The 20,762-nt window shown below is 70.7% G+C and carries 23 protein-coding genes and 1 tRNA gene; 9 read left to right on the top strand and 15 right to left on the bottom strand.

Annotated elements, in window-relative coordinates; genetic code table 11:
- Positions 1–15: 15 nt before the first annotated feature.
- The gene (locus ACYVGD_RS01360; protein ID WP_460741173.1) at positions 16–708 is read right to left on the bottom strand and encodes a type 1 glutamine amidotransferase domain-containing protein; all 693 of its coding nucleotides are present in this window, start codon (positions 706–708) and stop codon (positions 16–18) included.
- A 273-nt stretch (positions 709–981) separates the two neighbouring features.
- On the opposite strand from ACYVGD_RS01360, the gene ACYVGD_RS01355 reads away from it, so the two are divergent.
- Positions 982–1,797: a peptidoglycan-binding domain-containing protein gene (locus ACYVGD_RS01355; protein WP_460741172.1), complete on the top strand. Its 816-nt coding sequence runs from the start codon at positions 982–984 to the stop codon at positions 1,795–1,797.
- Positions 1,798–1,853: 56 nt separating this feature from the next.
- Here ACYVGD_RS01355 and pth read toward each other — a convergent pair whose 3' ends face one another.
- The 5 genes from pth to glmU form a co-directional block, all read right to left on the bottom strand.
- Positions 1,854–2,453, bottom strand: a complete 600-nt coding sequence (gene pth, locus ACYVGD_RS01350; RefSeq protein ID WP_460741171.1) for an aminoacyl-tRNA hydrolase — start codon at positions 2,451–2,453, stop codon at positions 1,854–1,856.
- Between the two features lie 9 nt (positions 2,454–2,462).
- Positions 2,463–3,152: a 50S ribosomal protein L25/general stress protein Ctc gene (locus ACYVGD_RS01345; RefSeq protein ID WP_460741170.1), complete on the bottom strand. Its 690-nt coding sequence runs from the start codon at positions 3,150–3,152 to the stop codon at positions 2,463–2,465.
- 137 nt (positions 3,153–3,289) lie between these two features.
- On the bottom strand, positions 3,290–3,892 hold the full coding sequence (locus tag ACYVGD_RS01340; protein WP_460741169.1) for a hypothetical protein: 603 nt from the start codon (positions 3,890–3,892) through the stop codon (positions 3,290–3,292).
- 1 nt (position 3,893) lies between these two features.
- The gene (locus ACYVGD_RS01335) at positions 3,894–4,871 is read right to left on the bottom strand and encodes a ribose-phosphate diphosphokinase (RefSeq protein WP_460741168.1); all 978 of its coding nucleotides are present in this window, start codon (positions 4,869–4,871) and stop codon (positions 3,894–3,896) included.
- Positions 4,871–6,349 (bottom strand): bifunctional UDP-N-acetylglucosamine diphosphorylase/glucosamine-1-phosphate N-acetyltransferase GlmU, encoded by a 1,479-nt coding sequence (glmU, locus tag ACYVGD_RS01330; protein ID WP_460741167.1) that lies wholly within the window; start codon positions 6,347–6,349, stop codon positions 4,871–4,873. The genes ACYVGD_RS01335 and glmU overlap by 1 nt, the downstream gene beginning before the upstream one ends.
- A 213-nt stretch (positions 6,350–6,562) precedes the next feature.
- On the opposite strand from glmU, the gene glpX reads away from it, so the two are divergent.
- Complete coding sequence (glpX, locus tag ACYVGD_RS01325) at positions 6,563–7,576, top strand: class II fructose-bisphosphatase (RefSeq protein WP_460741166.1); 1,014 nt, start codon at positions 6,563–6,565, stop codon at positions 7,574–7,576.
- 210 nt (positions 7,577–7,786) lie between these two features.
- Here glpX and ACYVGD_RS01320 read toward each other — a convergent pair.
- A tRNA-Gln gene (locus ACYVGD_RS01320) sits at positions 7,787–7,866 on the bottom strand.
- Positions 7,867–7,978: 112 nt separating this feature from the next.
- Between ACYVGD_RS01320 and ACYVGD_RS01315 the strand changes: the two genes are divergently transcribed.
- The 3 genes from ACYVGD_RS01315 to ACYVGD_RS01305 all read left to right on the top strand — a co-directional run bounded on the left by ACYVGD_RS01315 (position 7,979) and on the right by ACYVGD_RS01305 (position 10,882).
- Positions 7,979–8,584 (top strand): TetR/AcrR family transcriptional regulator, encoded by a 606-nt coding sequence (locus ACYVGD_RS01315; protein WP_460741214.1) that lies wholly within the window; start codon positions 7,979–7,981, stop codon positions 8,582–8,584.
- Between the two features lie 115 nt (positions 8,585–8,699).
- Positions 8,700–9,470, top strand: a complete 771-nt coding sequence (locus ACYVGD_RS01310; protein WP_460741165.1) for an SDR family NAD(P)-dependent oxidoreductase — start codon at positions 8,700–8,702, stop codon at positions 9,468–9,470.
- 50 nt (positions 9,471–9,520) lie between these two features.
- Positions 9,521–10,882 (top strand): MFS transporter, encoded by a 1,362-nt coding sequence (locus tag ACYVGD_RS01305; protein ID WP_460741164.1) that lies wholly within the window; start codon positions 9,521–9,523, stop codon positions 10,880–10,882.
- A gap of 58 nt (positions 10,883–10,940) precedes the next feature.
- On the opposite strand, the gene ACYVGD_RS01300 is transcribed toward ACYVGD_RS01305, so the two are convergent.
- The 7 genes from ACYVGD_RS01300 to ACYVGD_RS01270 all read right to left on the bottom strand — a co-directional run bounded on the left by ACYVGD_RS01300 (position 10,941) and on the right by ACYVGD_RS01270 (position 16,803).
- Positions 10,941–11,429: a MarR family winged helix-turn-helix transcriptional regulator gene (locus ACYVGD_RS01300; protein ID WP_460741163.1), complete on the bottom strand. Its 489-nt coding sequence runs from the start codon at positions 11,427–11,429 to the stop codon at positions 10,941–10,943.
- A 105-nt stretch (positions 11,430–11,534) separates the two neighbouring features.
- Positions 11,535–12,362 (bottom strand): LLM class F420-dependent oxidoreductase, encoded by an 828-nt coding sequence (locus tag ACYVGD_RS01295; RefSeq protein ID WP_460741162.1) that lies wholly within the window; start codon positions 12,360–12,362, stop codon positions 11,535–11,537.
- Positions 12,359–13,462 carry an epoxide hydrolase family protein gene (locus ACYVGD_RS01290; protein ID WP_460741161.1) on the bottom strand — a complete coding sequence of 368 codons (1,104 nt, stop codon included), beginning with the start codon at positions 13,460–13,462 and terminating at the stop codon, positions 12,359–12,361. Before ACYVGD_RS01290 ends, ACYVGD_RS01295 begins: the two co-directional genes overlap by 4 nt.
- 46 nt (positions 13,463–13,508) lie before the next feature.
- Complete coding sequence (locus tag ACYVGD_RS01285) at positions 13,509–14,438, bottom strand: 4-(cytidine 5'-diphospho)-2-C-methyl-D-erythritol kinase (RefSeq protein WP_460741160.1); 930 nt, start codon at positions 14,436–14,438, stop codon at positions 13,509–13,511.
- A 42-nt stretch (positions 14,439–14,480) separates the two neighbouring features.
- A complete protein-coding gene (gene rsmA, locus ACYVGD_RS01280; RefSeq protein ID WP_460741159.1) occupies positions 14,481–15,338 on the bottom strand; it encodes a 16S rRNA (adenine(1518)-N(6)/adenine(1519)-N(6))-dimethyltransferase RsmA in 858 nt (285 codons plus the stop codon).
- Complete coding sequence (locus ACYVGD_RS01275) at positions 15,335–15,970, bottom strand: nitroreductase family protein (protein ID WP_460741158.1); 636 nt, start codon at positions 15,968–15,970, stop codon at positions 15,335–15,337. Before ACYVGD_RS01275 ends, rsmA begins: the two co-directional genes overlap by 4 nt.
- Positions 15,967–16,803 (bottom strand): TatD family hydrolase, encoded by an 837-nt coding sequence (locus ACYVGD_RS01270; protein ID WP_460741157.1) that lies wholly within the window; start codon positions 16,801–16,803, stop codon positions 15,967–15,969. The genes ACYVGD_RS01275 and ACYVGD_RS01270 overlap by 4 nt, the downstream gene beginning before the upstream one ends.
- Positions 16,804–16,880: 77 nt before the next feature.
- On the opposite strand from ACYVGD_RS01270, the gene ACYVGD_RS01265 reads away from it, so the two are divergent.
- Entirely contained in the window at positions 16,881–17,876 is a 996-nt protein-coding gene (locus ACYVGD_RS01265; RefSeq protein ID WP_460741156.1) for an SDR family oxidoreductase, read from the top strand.
- Here ACYVGD_RS01265 and ACYVGD_RS01260 read toward each other — a convergent pair whose 3' ends face one another.
- Entirely contained in the window at positions 17,877–18,335 is a 459-nt protein-coding gene (locus ACYVGD_RS01260; RefSeq protein WP_460741155.1) for a MarR family winged helix-turn-helix transcriptional regulator, read from the bottom strand.
- Positions 18,336–18,397: 62 nt separating this feature from the next.
- Between ACYVGD_RS01260 and ACYVGD_RS01255 the strand changes: the two genes are divergently transcribed.
- The 3 genes from ACYVGD_RS01255 to ACYVGD_RS01245 are packed head-to-tail and all read left to right on the top strand — an operon-like array spanning position 18,398 to position 20,741.
- Positions 18,398–18,562, top strand: a complete 165-nt coding sequence (locus ACYVGD_RS01255; RefSeq protein ID WP_460741154.1) for a hypothetical protein — start codon at positions 18,398–18,400, stop codon at positions 18,560–18,562.
- A gap of 1 nt (position 18,563) precedes the next feature.
- Positions 18,564–19,982: a multicopper oxidase family protein gene (locus tag ACYVGD_RS01250; protein WP_460741153.1), complete on the top strand. Its 1,419-nt coding sequence runs from the start codon at positions 18,564–18,566 to the stop codon at positions 19,980–19,982.
- Between the two features lie 42 nt (positions 19,983–20,024).
- Positions 20,025–20,741, top strand: coding sequence for a HEAT repeat domain-containing protein (locus ACYVGD_RS01245; protein WP_460741152.1), 717 nt, complete (start codon positions 20,025–20,027; stop codon positions 20,739–20,741).
- Positions 20,742–20,762: the final 21 nt, after the last annotated feature.

The raw sequence follows: 20,762 nt of genomic DNA, 5'->3' as shown, positions 1-20,762 counted from the left end.
CCGCCGAGCAGCCGCTCAGCGGTCCTTGAGCAGCTTCACGACCGCCTTGGCCACACCCTTGGCCGAGGTGGGGTTCTGGCCGGTGATCAGGAGCCCGTCGACCACGACGTGCTTGCCCATGGGGACCCGCGCCTTCGTGTAGCGACGGGCGCCCCGGCGCAGCATCTTCTCGAGGCTGAACGGCACGGCGTCGGCGCGTCCCGCCACCTTCTCCTCGCGCCAGGCGAAGCCGGTCACCCGACGGCCGGCCAGCAGCGGCTTTCCGTTGGCCCGCTTGGCGTTGAGCAGTCCCGTCGGCCCGTGGCAGACCGCCGAGACGACCTTGTCCTGGTCGGCGAACGCGCCGACCAGGCGCGCGAGGTGGCGGCTCTTCGGGAAGTCGAACATCGTGCCGTGGCCGCCGGTCAGGTAGATCGCGTCGTACGCGTCCGCGGAGACCTGGGCCACGGACTTCGTCTCGCTCAGCAGGTCCATGTAGTCCCGGTCGCGGTAGCGCTTCCCGGTGCCACCCATGGCGAGCATCGGGGCGCTCAGCGACTCGGGGTCGAGGGGCACCCGGCCACCGGCGATGGAGGCGATCTCGAGGGTGTGGCCGGCCTTCTCGGCCACGTCCCAGAAGTGGGTGAGCTCGCCCAGCCACAGGCCGGTGCGATAGCCGGCATCGGCGTACTCGGGAGTGCTCGTCGTCACGATGAGGATGCGGGCCACGCTGGTCTCCAGTTCGGTCGGGTGCGCCCATCATCGTACGCGCCCGCCTCGCTGGCTGAGCGAGCGCCAGCGAGTCGAAGCCCGGGATGCGCCGGCAGAGCGAGCGCAGCGAGTCGAAGCCCGGCCGGGCTTCGACCCGGCCGCAGGCGGACCTCGCTCAGCCAACGTCAGATCCCCCGCCGACCGACCCCGGACTGACCCTTGTTAATTGATTGGTCAAGCAGATACGCTCACCCCATCCGACACCCGTCGGTACCACCCCCAAGGAGCATCGTGACCGTGAAAACATCCTTCCGCCGAGCAGCCGCTGTGACGGCGATCAGCTCCACGCTCGCCGTGGGTCTCCTCACCGGCGCCGCGCCGGCCCGCGCCGCAGACCACGTCCTGTCCGGCAACTGCAGCGTGAACTTCCTCGACTCGACCGTCCGGCCCGACTCGCGGGTGCCCCGCTCGCAGCGGTACGACGTTGACCGCCGCGGCGCGGTGGATGCCCTGAACTGCTGGCTGGTCGAGAACGGCTATCCCCTCCGCAGCCGGGAATTCAACCGGGACATGGAACGGGCCGTCTCGAAGTTCAACGCCGCGAACGGGCTCGGCAGCAGCCCGGTCGCCACGCCGGCGACCTGGACTGCGCTCACCCGCATCGTTCCCAACATGGCGCTGTACCGCGTCGCCATGCACTCGCAGCGCATCGAGATGCTGCTGACCGGCGACGGCGCGGGCAAGGTCCAGAAGGAGTACGCCTCTGGCGGCCTGACGATCCCCGGCACGGTGCAGGAGATCATGGCCCAGGGCCGTCCCGTCTCCGCCGCGGAGGCCGTCCCCGGAGACGTGGTGCTGTTCCGCATCCCGGCGAACGACCCCCGGCGGACGGGCGCGGACAAGCGGGTGCCCATCCACCCCGAGTATTCGGTCGGGATCTACTCGGGCCGGGGATACGCGTACCGCGTGGAGTTCTACCTCATCCCCCCGGGTGACCCGAACTTCGGCTACGGCTCCGACGGATACTGGCAGTGGATCGGTGGTCGGCTGCAAGGCGCCGACGGTCAGCTGGTCGACGGCGCGACGTTCTTCCGGATGGTTCCCTGACCGCGTGGGTGCGCGGAGGTCACCCACCCCCTCTCCGCGCACCCGCGCGTCCGGGGTCAGGCGTTGAACCGGTTCTGCGCCGCCGACAGACCCTCGACCACGAGCGATTCCACGGCATCCGCGGCCCGCGACACGTCGATCTCCAGGTCGACGCGCTGGGCCGCCGGAAAGCTGGAGAGCACGAAGTCGGCAGGAGCCTGACGTCCCGGCGGACGGCCGATGCCGAAGCGTACGCGGAAGAAGTCGCCAGAGCGCAGGTGGGCGCGCATCGACTTCAGCCCGTTGTGGCCGTTGTCGCCACCCCCGCACTTCAACCGCAGCATGCCCAGGTCGAGGTCGAGCTCGTCGTGGACAGCGACGACCTGGGACACGGGGATCTTGTGGAAGGCGGTCAGCTTGCCGACGGCCTGACCCGACTCGTTCATGTAGGTCCGCGGCTTGACGAGGACCAGGCGCTGGGCGTCCGCCGCTGGCGCCCCCACGCCGGCCGCCGACACGCGTGTCTCACACACGTCGGCGCGCATGCCCTTCGGGGCGGTGAAGCCCGCTCCCGCTCGGCGGGCGAGTTCGTCGACAACCATGAAGCCGACGTTGTGGCGGTGGGACGCATAGGTGGGGCCCGGATTCCCGAGCCCCACCACAAGCCATGTCGCCATGGAAGGAGATTATTCGTTGTCGCCCGCGGCGTCGGCGTCGCCCTCGGACTTCTCCTCGGTGTCCCCCTCGGCCTCGGCCTTCTCCTCGTCGGACTCCTCGCGCTCGATGCCGGCCTCGGCCTCGGCCTCGGCGAGCTCGGCCTCGAGCGCCTCCTCGGAGACGGCCTGGGTCACGTTGACGATGAGCAGCTCCTCGTCACCGGCCAGCGACGAGCCCGCGGGCAGGTCGAGGTCCTTCGCGAGCACCTGGGTGCCAGCCTGCATGCCCTCGATGGAGACCTCGATGGTCTCGGGGATGTTCGTGGCCTCGGCCTCGAGCGAGACGGTGTTGTTGTCAACGACCACGACGGTCTCGGGGGCGGCCTCACCGGTGACATTGATGGCGACGTCGACGGTGACCTTCTCGCCCTTGCGGACGACGACGAGGTCGACGTGCTCGATGAAGCCCTTGATCGGGTCGCGCGTGACCTGCTTGGCCAGCGCCATCTGCGGCTGGCCACCCTTGATGTCGATGTTCAGGACCGCGTTGTCGACGCGCAGCGCCAGCAGGGTCTGGTGACCGGGCAGCGAGATGTGGATCGGGTCGATGCCGTGGCCGTAGATGACCGCGGGGATACGGTTGGCGCGACGCAGACGGCGGGCAGCGCCCTTGCCGAACTCCTCGCGGAGCTCCGCGTCCAGGTTGAGCTGGTCAGACATGTTCACTCCTCAGGTGGGACGATGCCCAGGACAGGGCACGGTGGACGAGGAGTTCCAGTCGATCACGGACCAGATGGTCCCTCGCCAAGACTGCCCCACTGTAGCGGCGACGAGCCGCCGCCGCCAAACGGTCGCCCTCAGGTCAGGCTGCTGACGCAGTACGTCCGCGCCGGGACGGGGAAGGTGAAGGGCTCGGAGGTGGCGCTGCAGCGACGTACGTCGTCGACGTCGGCCATGGACTCCACACGGAACAGAGCGCTCGCACCGCACTGAGCCACCGTGAACGCCTTCGTCAGGTTGTCGGGCTGGTAGCAGGCACCCTGCATGAGGTTCGGCATCAGGCACGCCGTCCACAGCCGTGGCCGCTCCTTGTGGGCCTCGTCGACCTCGAAGTACTCCATGTAGTTGCCATTGGGGCACTCGAGCTTCCCCTCACCGACGGCGCCGACGGCGTACGTCACGACTCCCGCGGTGTTGCACCCGACCTTCTGGTGGGTGATGTTCATCCCACCCGTGGCCCCCCGCCCCTTGTCGGGACGCGGCACGATCTGGACGCACTCCCCCACGGCCAGCTCGGCCATCGAGTTCTGGTGGGCGGTGACGACGGGCGCCAGAGCGCGCGTGCCGACCACGGTCAGGACGACCAGCGAGACGACGCCGAGCAGCACCTGCAGGGTGCGTCGGCGCGTGGGGGACGCCGTAGGGCGCCCGGGCGCCGGACGGCCCGTGGCAGCAGGCATCTCAGCTCTGGCCGTCGAACAGCGACGTCACCGAACCGTCCTCGAAGACCTCGTGGACGGCCTTCGCCAGCAGCGGCGCGATGGACAAGACGGTGAGCTTGTCGATCTTGTTCTCGGGCGCGATCGGCAGCGTGTTGCAGACGACGACCTCCTCGAACGCACTCGCCTCGAGGCGCTCCATCGCCGGGCCGGACAGCACCGGGTGGGTGGCCGCACCGACGACCTTCGCCGCGCCACGCGCCATCAGCGCGTCGGCGGCCTGGCAGATGGTGCCGCCGGTGTCGATCATGTCGTCGACCAGCAGGCAGACCTTGCCCCTCACGTCGCCGACGACCTCGTGGACCGCCGACTTGTTGGCGACGTCCGGGTCGCGACGCTTGTGGATGATCGCCAGCGGGCAGCCGAGACGATCCGTCCACAGGTCGGCCAGGCGCACGCGGCCCGCATCGGGCGAGACCACGACGAGATCGTGGCTGCCGTACTTCTCCTTGACGTAGTCCGACAGCACGGGCAGGCCCCAAAGGTGGTCGACCGGCCCGTTGAAGAATCCCTGGATCTGGGCGGCGTGCAGGTCGACCGACATGATGCGGTCGGCGCCGGCGGCCAGGTAGAGGTCGGAGACCAGGCGCGCCGAGATGGGCTCACGGCCGACGTGCTTCTTGTCCTGGCGTCCGTAGGGGTAGAACGGCGAGACCACGGTGATGCGCTCGGCCGACGCGCGCTTGAGGGCGTCGACCATGATCAGCTGTTCCATCAGCCACTCGTTCACCGGGGCCGGGTGGGACTGGATGACGAACGCGTCGGCGCCGCGTACGGACTCCTCGAAGCGCACGTAGATCTCGGAGTTCGCGTAGGTCACCGCCCGCGTCGGGGTCAGCTCGACTTGGAGGATGTCGGCCACCTCCTTCGCGAGCTCGGGGTAGGCACGCCCCGAGAACAGCATCAGGTGCTTCTGGTCGCCCTTCTTCACACCGCTCATCACTGGCACTCCTTCTGACGTTCCTGATCGGCGACGACGTCGCCGTGGGCGGCGTACGCGGTGGCGGCCTGCGCCGCCTCGTCGAACTTACTCCCCGCCTTCTTGCGCGACACCCATCCCTCGGACGTGTGCTGGCGGCCGCGGGCCACGGCGAGCGCACCCGGCGCGATGTTCTCGGTGACCGCGGAGCCCGCCGCGACGAACGCGGCGTCGCCGATGTCGACCGGCGCGACGAGCACCGAGTTGGAGCCGACGAAGGCGTTGCGGCCCACGTGGGTCTTCCACTTCTTCTCACCGTCGTAGTTGGCGAAGATCGTGCCGGCGCCGATGTTCGCGCCGGCGTCGATGATGGCGTCGCCCGCGTACGTCAGGTGGGGCACCTTCGCGCCCTCGCCTATCACCGCGTTCTTCGTCTCGACGAACGCGCCGATCTTGCCCTTCCTGGCGACGTTGGTGCCGGGACGCACATAGGCGAACGGGCCTACGGTGACGCCCTCGCCGATGACGGCGAGGTTGACCTTGGACCGCTCGACCACGGCGTCGGGGCCGATCTCGGCGTCCGTGAGGGTGGTGTCGGGGCCGATGATCGCGCCCGAGGCGATCGACGTGGCGCCCTCGAGGAACGTGTCGGGGAGGATCGTGACGTCCTGGGCGATGTCGACCGAGGAGTGGATCCACGTCGAGTCGGGGTCGAGGATCGTCACGCCGGCGCGCATCCAGCGCTCGCAGATGCGGCGGTTCATCTCACGGTTCATGCGGGCGAGCTGGACGCGGTCGTTGACACCCTCGGTCTGCCACAGGTCCTCGGTCTCGAACGCACCGACGCGCTTGCCGTCACTGCGCGCGATACCGAGGACGTCGGTCAGGTAGAGCTCGCCCTGAGCGTTGTCGGCCGTGATCCGGGCGAGGCCGTCGCGCAGGACGTCGGCGTCGAAGACGTAGATGCCAGAGTTGATCTCGTCGATGGCGCGCTGGGAGTCGTCGGCGTCCTTGTGCTCGACGATGCGCTCGACCTGACCCTCGTCGTCGCGGACGATGCGCCCGTAACCCGTCGGGTCGGGGACGCGGGCGGTGAGGACGGTGACCTGGTCGCCGAGCGAGCGGTGGGCCTCGACGAGCGCCTGCAGCGTCTCTCCGCTCAGCATCGGCACGTCACCGTAGGTGACGATGACCTCGCCCTCGAGCTCGCCGAGGTCGGAGAGACCGCACTGGACGGCATGACCGGTCCCGTGCTGCTCCTCCTGGACAGCGGTGAGGACCTCGGGTGCGATGTCGTGCAGGTGGGCGACGACCTCCTCGCGCTGATGGCCGACGACGACCACCAGGTGCTGCGGCGAGACCGACTCAGCGGCGCTGACGGCGTACGACAGCATCGAACGGCCGGCGACCTCGTGCAGCAGTTTCGAGCGCCGGGACCTCATCCGGGTGCCGCCTCCGGCGGCGAGGACGACGACGGCAGCAATGCTCTCGGACAACATGACCCCTCGGTGTTGTGGACGGCCTGCTCGGCAAACTACCTCATGACGCCCGCGGAGCCCCCGATGACAGGATCTGCGGCGACCGGGTGTCGAGAAGGAAGAGTGGGCGGGCAAGTCGCGCCGTGCCCCGGGGCGTGGGCAGGCGTCCCCTAGACTGCCGAGGGACCGCGGCGACAGAGCCGTCGTAAGGGGAAGGGAACCAGAATGCCCGACATGCCGAAGCCGGACCGCAACCTCGCCCTCGAGCTCGTACGCGTGACCGAGGCCGCCGCCATGGCCGGTGGCCGCTGGGTCGGACGCGGCGAGAAAAACTTGGCCGACGGCGCCGCCGTGGAGGCGATGCGCACGATGATCTCGACGGTGCAGATGCGCGGCACCGTGGTCATCGGTGAGGGCGAGAAGGACAACGCCCCGATGCTTTACAACGGTGAGGAGGTCGGTGACGGTTCGGGCCCCGAGTGCGATGTGGCGGTCGATCCGATCGACGGCACGACACTGACGGCCAAGGGCCAGCCGAACGCCGTGGCCGTGCTGGCGGTGTCGGCGCGCGGCACGATGTACGACCCGAGTGCCGTGTTCTACATGAACAAGCTGGTCGTCGGCCCCGAGTCCGCCGATGTCGTCGACATCCGCAAGCCCGTCGCCGAGAACGTCCGCGCCGTGGCGAAGGCCAAGAACGAGGGCGTCGAAGACGTCACCGTGGTCATGCTCGACCGCCCCCGCCACGAGAAGCTGGCGCAGGAGGTCCGCGAGGCCGGCGCCCGCATCCGCTTCATCTCCGACGGCGACGTGGCCGGCGCCATCATGGCCGCCCGCCCGAACACCGGGATCGACATGCTGCTGGGCATCGGCGGAACGCCGGAGGGCATCATCACCGCCTGCGCGATCAAGTGCCTCGGGGGTGTGATCCAGGGCCAGCTGTGGCCCCAGGACGACGCCGAGCGCCAGAAGGCCCTCGACGCCGGCCACGACCTCGAACGCGTGCTTTCGACCGATGACCTGGTCACCGGCGACGAGTGCTTCTTCGCCGCGACGGGCATCACCGACGGCGAGCTGCTGCGCGGCGTCCGCTACCACGGCGGCGACGCGACGACCCACTCGCTGGTGATGCGCTCGAAGTCCGGCACGATCCGCGAGGTCATCTCCGAGCACAAGCTGACCAAGCTCCAGCACTACGCCAACCTCGGCGCGCCGGGCATGGCACGGATGCACTCCCCGGAGGAGTGAGACCGTCGCCCGACCCGGCAGGGAGCGCCAAGGCGACCACACAGGGAACGGACTCCCCCCGCATGCGTCGACAAGCGCGCCCCGGCGTCAGGACGAGCACCAAGGAGGAGCATCGCGGTGACCCACCCGAGAAGAGGGAGGGCCGCCGCGGGGCTCGACGACTGCGAGGAAGACGCCGGACCCCGGCGCGCGCGTGAGCGGAACAACGAGCTCCCCGGGTGCGAGTCGAACGCACGTCGCTAAATCCTGATTCAAAGTCAGGCGGGCCCTGCCGACAGACCAACCGGGGATCGCCCGGGCCGGTGAGCCCGGGGCTTGAACCAGACTAGCCGAGTCGGTGGGCCCCTGTGGAACACTGAGGCGGTGAGTGAGTCCAGACAGGGGCGCGGCCGTCGCGTACGCATGACGGGCCAGGAGCGGCGGGAGCAGCTGATCGAGATCGCCCGCACGCTGTTCGCCGACAAGGGCCTCGAAGGCACGTCCATCGAGGAGATCGCGGCCCGCGCCGAGGTGTCCAAGCCGATCGTCTACGAGCACTTCGGCGGCAAGGAGGGCCTGTACGCGGTGGTGGTCGACCGCGAGGTCCGTGCGCTGCTCGACTCGGTCCGGTCGTCGCTGCTGATCGAGGACGCCTCACCCCACCAGCTGATCGAGCATGCGACGATCGCGCTGCTCGACTACGTCGAGAACCGCACCGCCGGCTTCCGCATCCTCGTGCGCGACTCCAACGTCGGCACCGCCGGAGGTTCGTTCGCCTCGATCCTCAGCGACGTGGCCTCGCAGGTCGAGGACATCCTGGTCGCCGAGTTCAAGGCGCGCCGTCTGGACCCGAAGGCCGCTCCGCTGTATGCCCAGATGCTCGTCGGCATGGTCGGGCTCACGGGTCAGTGGTGGCTCGACAACCGCCGCCCGAAGAAGGAGGTCGTGGCCGCCCACCTGGTGAACCTCGCCTGGAACGGCCTGCGCCATCTCGAGCCCGACCCGCGGCTCCGCTCCCAGCACGGCTGAGCCCAGTCCACCACTCGGACAACCTCGTCCAACCCTTGACCATCCCCCGCGCGGAGTGCACAGTTTCCGGCACATCCGGTGATCTCGCCGATGGGCGTGAGGCAAGGGGGCCACGGTGGGTTACGAGAACATGTTCCGGCTCGACGGACGCACCGTCGTGCTCATCGGCGTGGGAGGGATCGGAGTCGAGCTGGCCACCGCCCTGTCCGACCAGGGCGCGCGCGTCGTCTGCGCCGACATCGACGAGCAGGTTGCGGCCGATGTGGCCGCCTTGTTGCCCGACGGGCGTGGCGTACGCCTCGACCTGACCGACCCCGCCGCAGTCGCGGCCCTGGCCGACGAGCTCGGCCCCGTCGACGCCCTCGTCGTCACGGCCGGCGCGAACATCCGCAAGTCGATCCTCGGCTACACACCCGACGAGCTCGACCGCGTGCTCGCGCTCAACCTCAAGGGCCCGTTCTTCGCGATCCAGTCGTTCGGCCGCCGTATGGCCGAGGCCGGCCGCGGCTCCATCACCGTCTTCTCGTCGATGCGCGCCCACGTCGTCGAGCCCGGACAGTCCGCGTACGCCGCGGCCAAGGCGGGCGTCCTGCGCCTGGTCGCCACGGCCGCCGCCGAGCTCGGCCCCTCCGGCGTGCGAGTCAACGCGATCTGCCCCGGCGTGGTCGAGACGCCACTGACAGCGCAGATCAAACAGTCACCTGACTGGTACGCCGCGTACGCGAACGCCTCCGCGCTCAAGCGCTGGGCGCAGCCGGGCGAGCTCGCTGGCGCCGTGTGTTGGCTGGCCTCCGACGCGGCGTCGTTCGTCACCGGGACGGCCATCAACGTCGACGGCGGCTGGACGGCCGTCGACGGGCGCTTCGACCCGCCGCTGCCGGCCTGACCGGACCACCGACCGTCCCTCTCTTCCCTCCCATCCGCGAAAGGCCCCCCATGAGTTCTTCGGTCAACAACGAGGTGACCGAACCGGCGCTCCTCGAGCCCACGGTCTCCAAGGTCGCGATGCGGCTCGTGCCGTTCCTGATCATCCTGTACTTCGTCAACTACCTCGACCGCACCAACATCGCGTTCGCCGGCCCCAACGGCATGAACAAGGAGCTCGGGCTCACCCAGGCCACCTACGGACTGGCCTCCGGCCTGTTCTTCCTCGGCTACCTGCTGCTCGAGGTGCCGTCCAACATGGCCCTCCACAAGTTCGGTGCGCGGCGCTGGATCGCCCGCATCATGGTCTCGTGGGGCATCATCGCGACGGCGATGACGTGGGTCCCGAACGTCCCGTGGCTCATGGGTCTGCGCATCCTCCTCGGCATCGCCGAGGCGGGCTTCTTCCCCGGCATCATCCTCTACCTGACCTACTGGTTCCCGCAGAAGGATCGGGCCCGCTTCACCGCCATGTTCATGACGGCCATCCCGCTGTCGAGCGCCCTGGGCGCGACGCTGTCGACGATGATCATCCAGTACACGCACGGCCATATCTTCGGACTGGCCGGCTGGCGCGCCATGTTCCTGCTCGAGGGCGTGCCGTCGATCATCCTTGGCTTCATCTGCTGGTTCTACCTGACCGACAACCCCCGTTCGGCCAAGTGGTTGTCGAAGGCCGAGCAGGACGTGCTGCAGAACCAGCTGGACTCGGAGCACGCCGACAAGGAGGAGACCTACCAGGTCGGTCATTTCCAGGCTCTGAAGATGCCGCGCGTGTGGGCGCTGGCGCTGGTCTACTTCGCCGGCACCTACGGCCTGTACGCCCTGTCGTTCTTCCTGCCGACGATCGTCAAGGGCTTCGCTCAGCAGTACAACACGAAGTTCACCGTCGTCGAGCAGGGCCTGATCACGGCCGTCCCGTTCGCATTCGGTGTGCTGGCGCTCCTGTACTGGGGCCGCCGCTCCGACAAGAAGCAGGAGCGCGTGTGGCACACCGCCGGCCCGCTGATCCTCGGCGGCATCGCCATCCCGATCACCCTCTACATGAGCAACCCGTTCCTGGCGATGGTGATGGTCACGATCTGCACCATCTGCATCATGGCGTTCCTGTCGGTGTTCTGGTCGCTGCCGACGACGTTCCTCACCGGCGCGGCCGCGGCCACGGGCATCGCCCTGGTCAACTCCGTCGGCAACCTCTCGGGCTTCCTCGCCCCCTACATCACGGGCTGGGTCGCCGACCTGACCGGCAACCAGAAGCTAGGCCTGTGGCTCGTGGGCGGGGCGATGCTCACCGGCGCGATCATCACCCTGATCCTCAAGGCCGCGCCCAAGCCGGCCGGGGCGACCAGCGACCGGACGATGGCAGGTCACTGACGCCCACGACGACGCGAGGCACCGGGTTCCTCCCGGTGCCTCGCGTCATCTGCGTCCGTCAGGCGGAGAAGCTCGTCATGAGCCGGCGCAGCAGCGCGGACAGCTGGCTGCGCTGGTCGGCATCGAGGGTGGCCAGCAGCTCGGACTCGCGCGCCAGGAGCGCCTCGAGCGCCCCGTCGACGGCCCCGCGGCCCGGCGGGGCGAGGCGTACGCGGACACCGCGCCGGTCGGACGGGTCGGGGAAGCGTGCGACGAGCCCACGCTCGGCGAGGCGGTCGACGCGGTTGGTCATTGTACCCGAGGTCACCAGCGTCTCGCGCAGCAACGCCTTCGGGGTCAGCTCATAGGGGTCGCCAGCGCGGCGCAGGGCGGCCAGGACGTCGAACTCCCAGGCGACGAGGTCGTGCGCGGCGAACGCGTCGCGGCGGGCCCGGTCGAGCAGCAGGCTCAGGCGCGAGACCCGCGACAGGACCTCCATGGGGCGGAGGTCGAGGTCGGCGCGCTCCCGCGCCCAGTCGCGGAGCAGGCGGTCGACGTCGTCGGACATGCCCCCATCGTAACCAAGACTCTTGATGTCGAGAATCTTGGGGCGGCCACGCGGGCCTGCCGCGTCCCGAGGGAACGGACCAGCGTGCTCGCGGGCTGACCGCCGTCAGCGGTTCTTCTCGTCCCGCCACGCCACCAGGTCGCACACCGGCGCCAGGTCGTACGCCGGGCCGCCCACCCCGATGGTGAACAGGCGGGTGCCCACGGCGTACAGCCCCTCGGCGTTGGCGGCGGGATCGGCGGCCTGCTCCCCGTGCCGACCCGGCTTCGGGCTCACGTCGGCCGAGCGCTCGATGGCCCGCGGGTCGCGCCCGACCCGGGCGCACCAACCGTCGAGCACCTCATGCTTGTGGGCGATGGTCTCGGCGTCGCCGAAGCCGTGCCAGATGTCGGCCTGCTGGGCGACGATGCGCAGCGTCTTCTTCTCGCCGCCCCCACCCACGAGCACGGGGATGGCCCGGGTGGGCGCGGGGTTGAGCTTCGCCCAGCGCTCCTTGACGAGCGGCAGGTCGCGGTCGAGGTCGTCGAGGCGGCTGACCTTGGTGCCGAAGTCGTAGTCGTACTCCTCGTAGTCCTTGGCGAACCAGCCCGAGCCGATGCCCAGGATCAGCCGCCCCTCGCCGCCCTCGCGCGCCGAGACGTGGTCGACGGTGCGCGCCATGTCGGCCAGCAGCTGGGGGTTGCGGTAGGAGTTGCACGTCACCAGCGCGCCGATCTCGACCCGCTCGGTCGCCTCGGCCCACGCGGCGAGCATCGTCCAGCACTCGAAGCGTTTCCCGTCGGGGTCGCCGTATAGCGGGTAGAAGTGGTCCCAGTTGAACACCACGTCGGCACCGATCTCCTCGGCCTGCGCCACAGCGCGACGTATCTGGGCGTAGTCGGCGTGCTGCGGCTGGATCTGTACGCCGACGCGGGCGGGGCGGCTGTTAGTCATGCAGTCACGATGGCACACTCCTCCGACAGGAAATCCAGGAGGTCGGCGGCGTACACATCGGGTCGCTCCAGCGCGAGGAAGTGGCCGCCCTCGTCGAGCACCCGGTGGCGCACGACGTGTGCGACGCGGTCGCACCACGACCGCGGAGCCGGTGCGTCGCGCGGGGCGCTGAGGACGGCGGTGGGCACCTCGACGCGCTCCCCGACCTCCGCCCCACCGGTGGCATACGCGTCGGCGGCCGAGCCGCCGGTGGCCGTGAACCAGTACACGCTCAGGTTGTCGAGAAGCTCGTCACGGCCGCCGAACGCCGCGTCCACGTCCCCGTCGACGGCCCCCGTCGCGACGAAGGAGGTCAGCCAGGAGGCCAGCGCTGCAGGGCTGTCGGTGAGGGCCGGGGCGACGGTACGCGGCTTGGTGCTCTGCAGGTGGGCGTACGCGCCCTCGGTCATGAACCAGGCCTGCACCCCCTGGGCCCACGCCTTGGCATCGGCATCGAGATCGTCCTCGCCACCGCTCGGGAACCCCGCATCGGTCAGGTGCAGGCCGGCGACCCGGTCCGCGTGGTCTCGGCCGAGCGACAGCGCCACTCGCGTACCCATGTCGCCACCGCCGACGGCGAACCGTTGGTGTCCCAGGGCGCCCATCAGTGCGGCGAGCAGGTCGGCCGTCCGCGCGGGCGACTGCGCGGAGTGGCCCGAAAAGCCGTAGCCGGGCAGCGAGGGCACGACCACGTCATGTCCGGCCTCGGCGAGGGGGCCGATCACGTGGCGGAACCGGAGGAAGGAGTCCGGCCAGCCGTGCAGGAGCAGCACCGGCACGCCCGTGGGGTTGGGCGCGCGGACATGGGCGAGGTGCAGGCGTACGCCGTCCACCTCGGCCATGAGCTGGGGGATCTCGTTGATCGCCGCCTGCCGCGGCCCCCACTCGCGCTCGCGCCAAGCCGTGAGCAGCTCCTCCAACCAGACCCTGGAGATGCCGCGCGCGAAACCGTCGTCGCCGGGGACGGGGGCCAGGCGTGTGGCGTCCAGGCGTCGGTGGAGCTCGCGCACCTCCTCGCTGGGGATGTCGATGTGGAACGGTTCGATGCTTGTGATGTCCATGTCCACCACGCCATCAGACGAATCGGACAGATCCTGTCCGCAGGTTTCAGCTGATCAGCCGGGCGCCCTGCACCGGGCCGTGGACGCGGCGTACGGCCCTCGCGACGCCCTCGGCGGCGAGCGCGGTCGACAGCGCGACCGCGGCGTCCTCGTTGCGGCACAGGAACGCGCACGTCGGCCCCGAGCCGGAGACCATCGCCCCCAGCGCGCCCAGCTCCAGCCCGGCGTCGAGGGTCTGCCGAAGGTCGGGCATCAGGTCGACCGCCGCCTCCGCGAGGTCGTTGCGCAGCAGCGGCGCGAGCGCCTCCGAGTCTCCGTGGGCGAGCGCGTCCATGACCCCGGTGGGCATGGTCGTGTCGCAGCCCTCGGGATGGAGCTCGTCGAAACGGCGGTAGACCTGCGGCGTCGACAGCCCTCCGTCGGCCAGCGCGATGACCCAGTGGTGGTTGCCGCGCGTCAGCACCGGCACCAGCTTGTCTCCGCGGCCCGTGCCGATGGCCGTCCCGCCGAGCAGCGAGAAGGGGACGTCGGCACCCAGCTCGGCACCGAGCTCGCGCAGTTCCTCGTGCTCGGCGTCGAGGTCCCACAAGACGGAGCACGCCAGCAGCGCCGCGGCCGCGTCGGCAGAGCCGCCCGCCATGCCGCCGGCGACGGGGATCGACTTACGCAGCGCCATGCGTACGCCGAGGGGCTCTCCCCCACCGAAGCGTTCTTCGACCAGCCGCGCCGCGCGCACCGCGAGGTTGGTGTCGTCGACGGGGACGAGATCGGCCCCCTCCCCGGTCATGGTCAGCGCGAATTCTCCCGGCTCCCCGACCTCGACGACGAGGTCGTCGTACATCGACACGGCCTGAAAGACCGTCGTCAGCGGGTGGTATCCGTCGTCACCGACCGGTCCCACCAGCAGGGACAGGTTGATCTTCGCGGGGACGCGGACGCGTACCTGCGGCGGTTCTGGAGCGATCGGTGATGCCACGCGGTCAACGTATCCGACCCGGGTCCCATCCTGATCGGGGGCTCAGCCCGGGGAAGCATCCGCCAACGCCGCCGCAATCCGTGCGTAGTCCCCGACCACCAGAGTCTCGCCGCGGCTCGTCGGGTCGATGCCCGCCGCCTCGAGGGCTGTGCTCGCCGACGTCGATCCGCCGGCGAGACCCGACAGCGCCGCGCGCAGCATCTTGCGGCGCTGCGCGAACGCGGCGTCGACGACGGCGAACACCTGCTCACGCGTCGCCGTGGTCTCCGGCGGCTCGCGGCGCACCAGTTCCACCAAGCCGGAGTCGACGTTGGGGACGGGCCAGAACACACTCGGCGGCACGGTGCCGACGCGGCGGCTGGAGGCATACCAAGCGAGCTTCACCGACGGGACACCGTAGACCTTCGAGCCGGGCGTGGCGACGAGCCGTTCAGCGACCTCGAGCTGGACCATGACCAGCCCGCGACGCAGGCTCGGGAACCGCGCCAGCACGTGCAGCAGCACCGGCACGCTCACGTTGTAGGGCAGGTTCGCCACCACCGTCGTCGGGGCGGGCCCCGGCAGTTCGTCGACCTGCAGCGCGTCGGAGTGGATCACGGTCAGCTTCTCGGCCGCCTCGGGCATACGCTCGGCGACGGTCGTCGGGAGTTGCTCGGCGAGCCGGTCCTCGATCTCGACCACGGTCACGTGCCGGGCGACCTCGAGGAGGCCGAGGGTGAGTGAGCCCAGTCCCGGCCCGATCTCGAGCACGACGTCGTCGGGGTGCACATCGGCCAGCGACACGATCCGGCGCACCGTGTTGGCGTCGGTCACGAAGTTCTGGCCGCGCTGCTTGGTGGGGCGCAGGTCGAGCTGTCCGGCGTACGCGCGCACGGCCTTCGGGTCCAGAAGGCCGCTCACCACTGCCCCCAGTGCACCTGATCCTCGCGCGCCACGCGCTGGCGGCGGCGCGGCGACCCGGACTGCTTCGGCTCATCGGGGTGGCCCAGGCTGATCACGCCGACCGAGAGCTGATCGGACGGTACGCCGAAGCCCTCGCGCACGGCGTCGACCTTCTGCGGCGGGATGCCGAAGAAGCATGCGCCCAGCCCGCGGTCGACGCAGCCGAGCAGGATGTTCTCGGCCGCCATGCCGGCGTCGACATACCAGTAGGGCGCGGTCCAGCGCGCCTCGTCGCGGTCGGACCAGCCCTTGTCGGGCTCGGTGTAGCGGTCGAGGTACGCGTCCTTGCTGGCCCAGACCATGACCAGCACCGGTGCGGTGGACATGTTCTCCAGCCAGCGCGTCTCGTCGTCGACGGTGAGCCGCCAGAACGTCGCCACGTCCTCGCCGTCCAGCGGCTGGAAGCTCACGCCCTGCGTGAACCCGGCCGAGGGCGCGCGTACGCCGAGGTCGACCAGCGCGTCGACGGTCACGCGCGGGACCGGGGTGTCGGCGTACCGCCTCACCATGCGGCGCCGGCGTACGACTCTCTCGAAGGGTGAGGGGGACGACCCCCTCGAACCCCCGCGCTCCGCAGCCTCCCCCGTCACCACGCACCCCCGAACGCCGCGAACGCGTTGTCGTGGAGGGCGTCGCAGAGCTCGGCGAGGTCGTCGCCGCGGTGCTCGGCCATGAACCGGACGGTGTGCGGGATCAGGTAGGAGGCGTTCGGGTAGCCACGGTGCGGGACCGGCACCAGGTAGGGAGCGTCGGTCTCGGTGAGCAGCTTGTCCCGGGGCGTGACCGAGAGCGCCTCGCGGAGCTCGTTGTTCGCCTTGTAGGTCACCGGCCCCGGGAAGCTCAGCCAGGCACCGCGGTCGAGGCACTCCTTCGCGAACGTCGCGTCGCCGGAGAAGCAGTGCATGACCATGCGGTCGGGGACGCCCTCGGCGTCGAGCACGTCGAGGATGTCGGCGTGCGCGTCGCGGTCGTGGATGACCAGGGTCTTGTCGTGCGCCTTAGCGAGCCCGATGTGGAAGGCGAACGACTCCTTCTGGACCTGCTGGGCGTCGGCGTCCTTGGTGCGGAAGTAGTCCAGGCCGGTCTCGCCCACGCCGCGTACGCGCTCTCCCCCGTTGGCCGCGAGGTCGGCGACGACATCGAGGGCCGCCTGCAGGCCGGGGCCGAGGCGGGCGGCGTCGTTCGGGTGGATCGCGACTGAGGCCACGACCTCGTCGAAGCGGTTCGCGGCGTGGACCGCCCACCGGGAGCCCTCGACGTCGCAGCCGATCTGGACGATGCGGGTGATGTTGACGCTCGCCGCCTGGGCGATCGCCTCGGCTGGGTCGTGCCGCGCCACCTCGTGGGCGGTGTCGAGGTGGCAGTGGGAATCGATCACCGGCCGCGGCAGCGGCTCGGGGATCGGTGGCAGCTCGTCCTTCACAGTCCGGAGCCTACCGGCCCGCCTCCGCGAATTGTCGGTCGCGCGCGGCACCATGGAGGCGACGAAGGAGGTCCGCCATGTCCCACGAGTTCCCGCCGCCCAAGGTTGTCTGCCCCGAGTGCCGCCGCGCCAGCGGGGTGCTGATCGTCCGCGGCCTACCCACGGCCGAGGCCATGAGGGCCGCCGAATCCGGCGACGTCTTCCTCGGCGGATGCGTGGTGACGCGCGACATGCCCACGCACGTGTGCACCTCCTGCGACCACGTGTGGGTCCAGCCGAACCTGCCCCTGATCGGGCGCACCGCCGTCGTCACCGGGGTGAGCCGCCGCCGCGGTATCGGGTACGCCGTCGCCGAGCGCCTCGCGGAGATGGGCGCCGACGTGTTCATCCAGCACTGGGCGCCCCACGACGAGGATCAGCCGTGGGGCGGGGACGACCTCGAGTCGGTCCTCCACGGGGTCGAGCTCAGCGCCGATGGCCGGAAGGTCGTCGACACGTCGCTCGACCTGTCCGCGCCCGGGGCCGGCGAGGAGCTCATCGCCCGGGCCCACGAGGCCATGGGCCACCTCGACATCCTCGTCTGCAACCACGCCCGCTCCGGCGGCGACGGCACCCTCGAGGCCATCGACGCCGACATGCTCGACGCCCACTGGGCCGTCAACGCACGCTCGACCGTCCTCGCCACGAAGGCGTTCGCCGTCCAGCACGACGGCCGCAACGGCGGCCGGGTCATTTGGATGACGTCCGGCCAGGTCGTCGGCCCCATGCGCGACGAGATCGCGTACGCCGCCTCGAAGGCCGCGCTGGCCGGGTTGACGCCGTCGGTCGCCGACTGGCTCATCGACCGCGGCATCGTCATGAACACCGTGAACCCAGGGCCGGTCAACACCGGCTACCTCGACGTGGGCAGCAGCGACCGCGAGGACCGCCTCGACGACATCCTCGCCCACTGCCCCACCGGCCGATTCGGCGAGCCGGACGACCCGGCGCGCCTCATCGCCTGGCTGGTCTCCGACGAGGGCCGCTGGATGGTCGGCCAGGTGCTGAGCACCGAGGGCGGGTTCCGCCGCTGATCACCAGATCTGCAGTCGGTCCCCGCCGAACTTCGCCAGCAGCGTGGCGAGCCGATGACGCTCGGCCGCGGTCAGCGGCGCGGTGAGCTCGGCCTCGTACGCCTGCGCGATGCGATCGAGGTCGCGTACGGAGGTGTGGCCGGCCGCGGTGAGGCAGACGGAGTGGACTCGGCGGTCGGTCGGGGACGGGCGTCGCTCGAGCCAGCCGCGCTCCTCCAGGTCGTCGAGCAGGGCCACGAGCCGGCTGGGCGGGATGGAGGTGCGGTCGGCGATCGCCCGCTGGCTCAGCCCGTCGTCCCCGGCCTCGCGCAGGAGCCGGAGCACGGCGTACTGACGCGGGTGCACGCCATCGGGCAGCGCGTCGCGGAAACCCGCGGCAGCCCGCTGCCCCGCCCCGGCGAGCAGCCAGCCGAGCGGGGGCGTCCCCGGATCGTTCCCTGATCCTGCGCTCTCGACCACGACAGAATGATACCGCGCGGATATCGTTCCATTCGGAATGATTACCAAACGAAAGGAAGGTCATGCATCCCCACCTGATCACCGCGCTCCTCGCCGCCCTCGCCCTCGTCGCTGGCGTCGTCGTCACCGGCATCCTCGGCGACCAGGGACGCGGCCTCGACCCGCTCCCGTTCGCCGTCGGCCTCGTCGCCGCGGGCGCCGTCGTCGTGCTGCGCCGGAAGGCCTGACATGCGCCGCCGCACCCTCCTCGCCGCAGCGGCGGTAGCGCCACTCGTCGCCTGTGCCTCGACCCCCAGGCCACGCCCCGCCCCCTGGGAACCACGGACGCGGCTCCCGATCCCACCCGAGCTCCGCCCGACCGACGGGCGGATCGACCTCACGCTGCAGGTCGGCCGGCACGCGTACGTCCCCGGAAAACCGGTCGAGGCCTGGGGCGTCAACGGACCGGTGCTCGGACCGAGCATCCGCGTACGCCGGGGTGAGACCGTCACCGCCCACGTCCACAACACGCTGCCGGAGACCACGACGCTGCACTGGCACGGCCTGCACGTGCCGGCCGCGGTCGACGGCGGCCCGCACCAGCCCATCGACCCCGGCGAGACGTGGCGCCCGGAGCTGCCGATCGAACAGCCGGGCGCCACCTGCTGGTACCACCCCCACACCCACGGGAAGACCGCCGCACACGTCCACCGCGGGCTGGCCGGGCTGCTACTCGTCGACGACGGCCGCGACGCCGCCCTGCCGCAGACCTACGGCGTCGACGACCTGCCGCTCGTGATCCAGGACCGCACCTTCGACGCCGACGGACGGCCGACGTTCGACACCGAGCCGAACTTCGGCCAGCTCGGCGACGAGGTGTGCGTCAACGGCGTCGCGGGGGCGTGGGTCGAGGTGACGACCGAGCATGTGCGGTTCCGGGTGCTGAACGGATCCAACGCCCGGCGCTACCACCTGGGCTTCGCCGACGGGCGCCCCTTCGCCGTGGTCGCGGGCGACCTCGGGCTGCTGCCCTCCCCGGTCGACGTCACCCGGGTCGCGGTGGGTCCGGGAGAGCGGGTGGAGGTCGTCGTCCGGTTCTCGCCCGGCGAGCGCGTACGCCTGGTCACCGCAACCGGCCGGGAACGGATCGACGCGGGCGACCTGACCGTGCTGGAGGTACGCGCCGCCGCGCAGCTCGCCACGTCCCCCGCTCCCCCGCAGGCCCTGGGCACCGCGGCGGCGATCGTCCCACCGCCGGGCGCCCGCGCACGCACCTTCACGCTCCAGGGGCACGACGAGATCAACGGCCGCTCGATGGACATGTCGCGCATCGACGAGGTCGTGCCCGCCGGCGCGGTCGAGGTGTGGGAGCTGACCAACACCGTGTATGCGCACAACTTCCACGTCCACGGCGTCGCGTTCTCGATCATGGAGGTCGACGGTCACGCCCCGGCCCCCGAGGAGTCGGGCTGGAAGGACACCGTGCACCTGCCGCCGCGGTCACGGGCCCGGCTGGCGGTGGCGTTCGGCCGCCACACCGACCCGCACCATCCCTACATGGTCCACTGCCACATCCTGCGCCACGAGGACGCGGGCATGATGGGCCAGTTCGTGGTCGTCGCCCCGGGGACGGAGGACGCGACCCCGCGGACGATCCGGGGCCACTGAAATGCGCGTGCCCGGGTTGGGGCGCTCCCCTACGGTGGAGCCATGACCGATCTCGAGCCGCTGCTGCGCGGCGCCACCGACGACGACCCCCGCGTACGCCAGGAGGCGGCCATCGCACTGGGCACCGCCGACCCGACCCCGGTGATCGACCGGCTTGTGTCGATCATGATCGGTGAGCCGGACGACTACGTGCGCGAGACGCTGATCTGGGCGATCGTTGCGCGCGGCACCGCAGCAGTGCCAGCGCTCGTCGCGTCCCTCGACGACCCGCTCAACGAGCGGGAGCGGATCCTGCACACGCTGAGCAAGATCGGCGACCCGGCCACGGTGCCCGCGATCATCCCGCACGCCGCCGACCCCGACCGCGTGGTCGCCGCCAAGGCGTGGTGGGCGCTCGGGCGGATCGGGACGCCCGAGTCGCTGCCGGTGCTGCTGGCCCACCTCGGCGAGGGGGACGCCGACCGACGACTGGGGCTGACGCGCGCGCTGCTGCAGTTCGGGCCCGACGGGGTCTGCGCCCTCGTGGAGGCGCTCGGCGGAGGCACGCCGGCCGCCAGTGAGCACGCGGCCGAGGTGCTGGTCCGCCTGGCCGACCCGACGCAGTACGGCATCGCCCAGCGAGGGGCCGACACCCCCGCGCGCGAGGCCGTGATCGCCGCGACCGCCCCGGAGGTGGACCTCGTGCTCCGTGCGCTGGCCGCCGATGGGGACGACCCCGCCTCGGACATCGCCGCCGAGCTCCTCGCCGCCCGCCGCTGAGACAGATCGCCCAGAAGTCCC

The sequence above is a fragment of the Mariniluteicoccus endophyticus genome (genome assembly GCF_054780035.1).
This window is presented reverse-complemented; position numbering and strand designations above follow the sequence as displayed.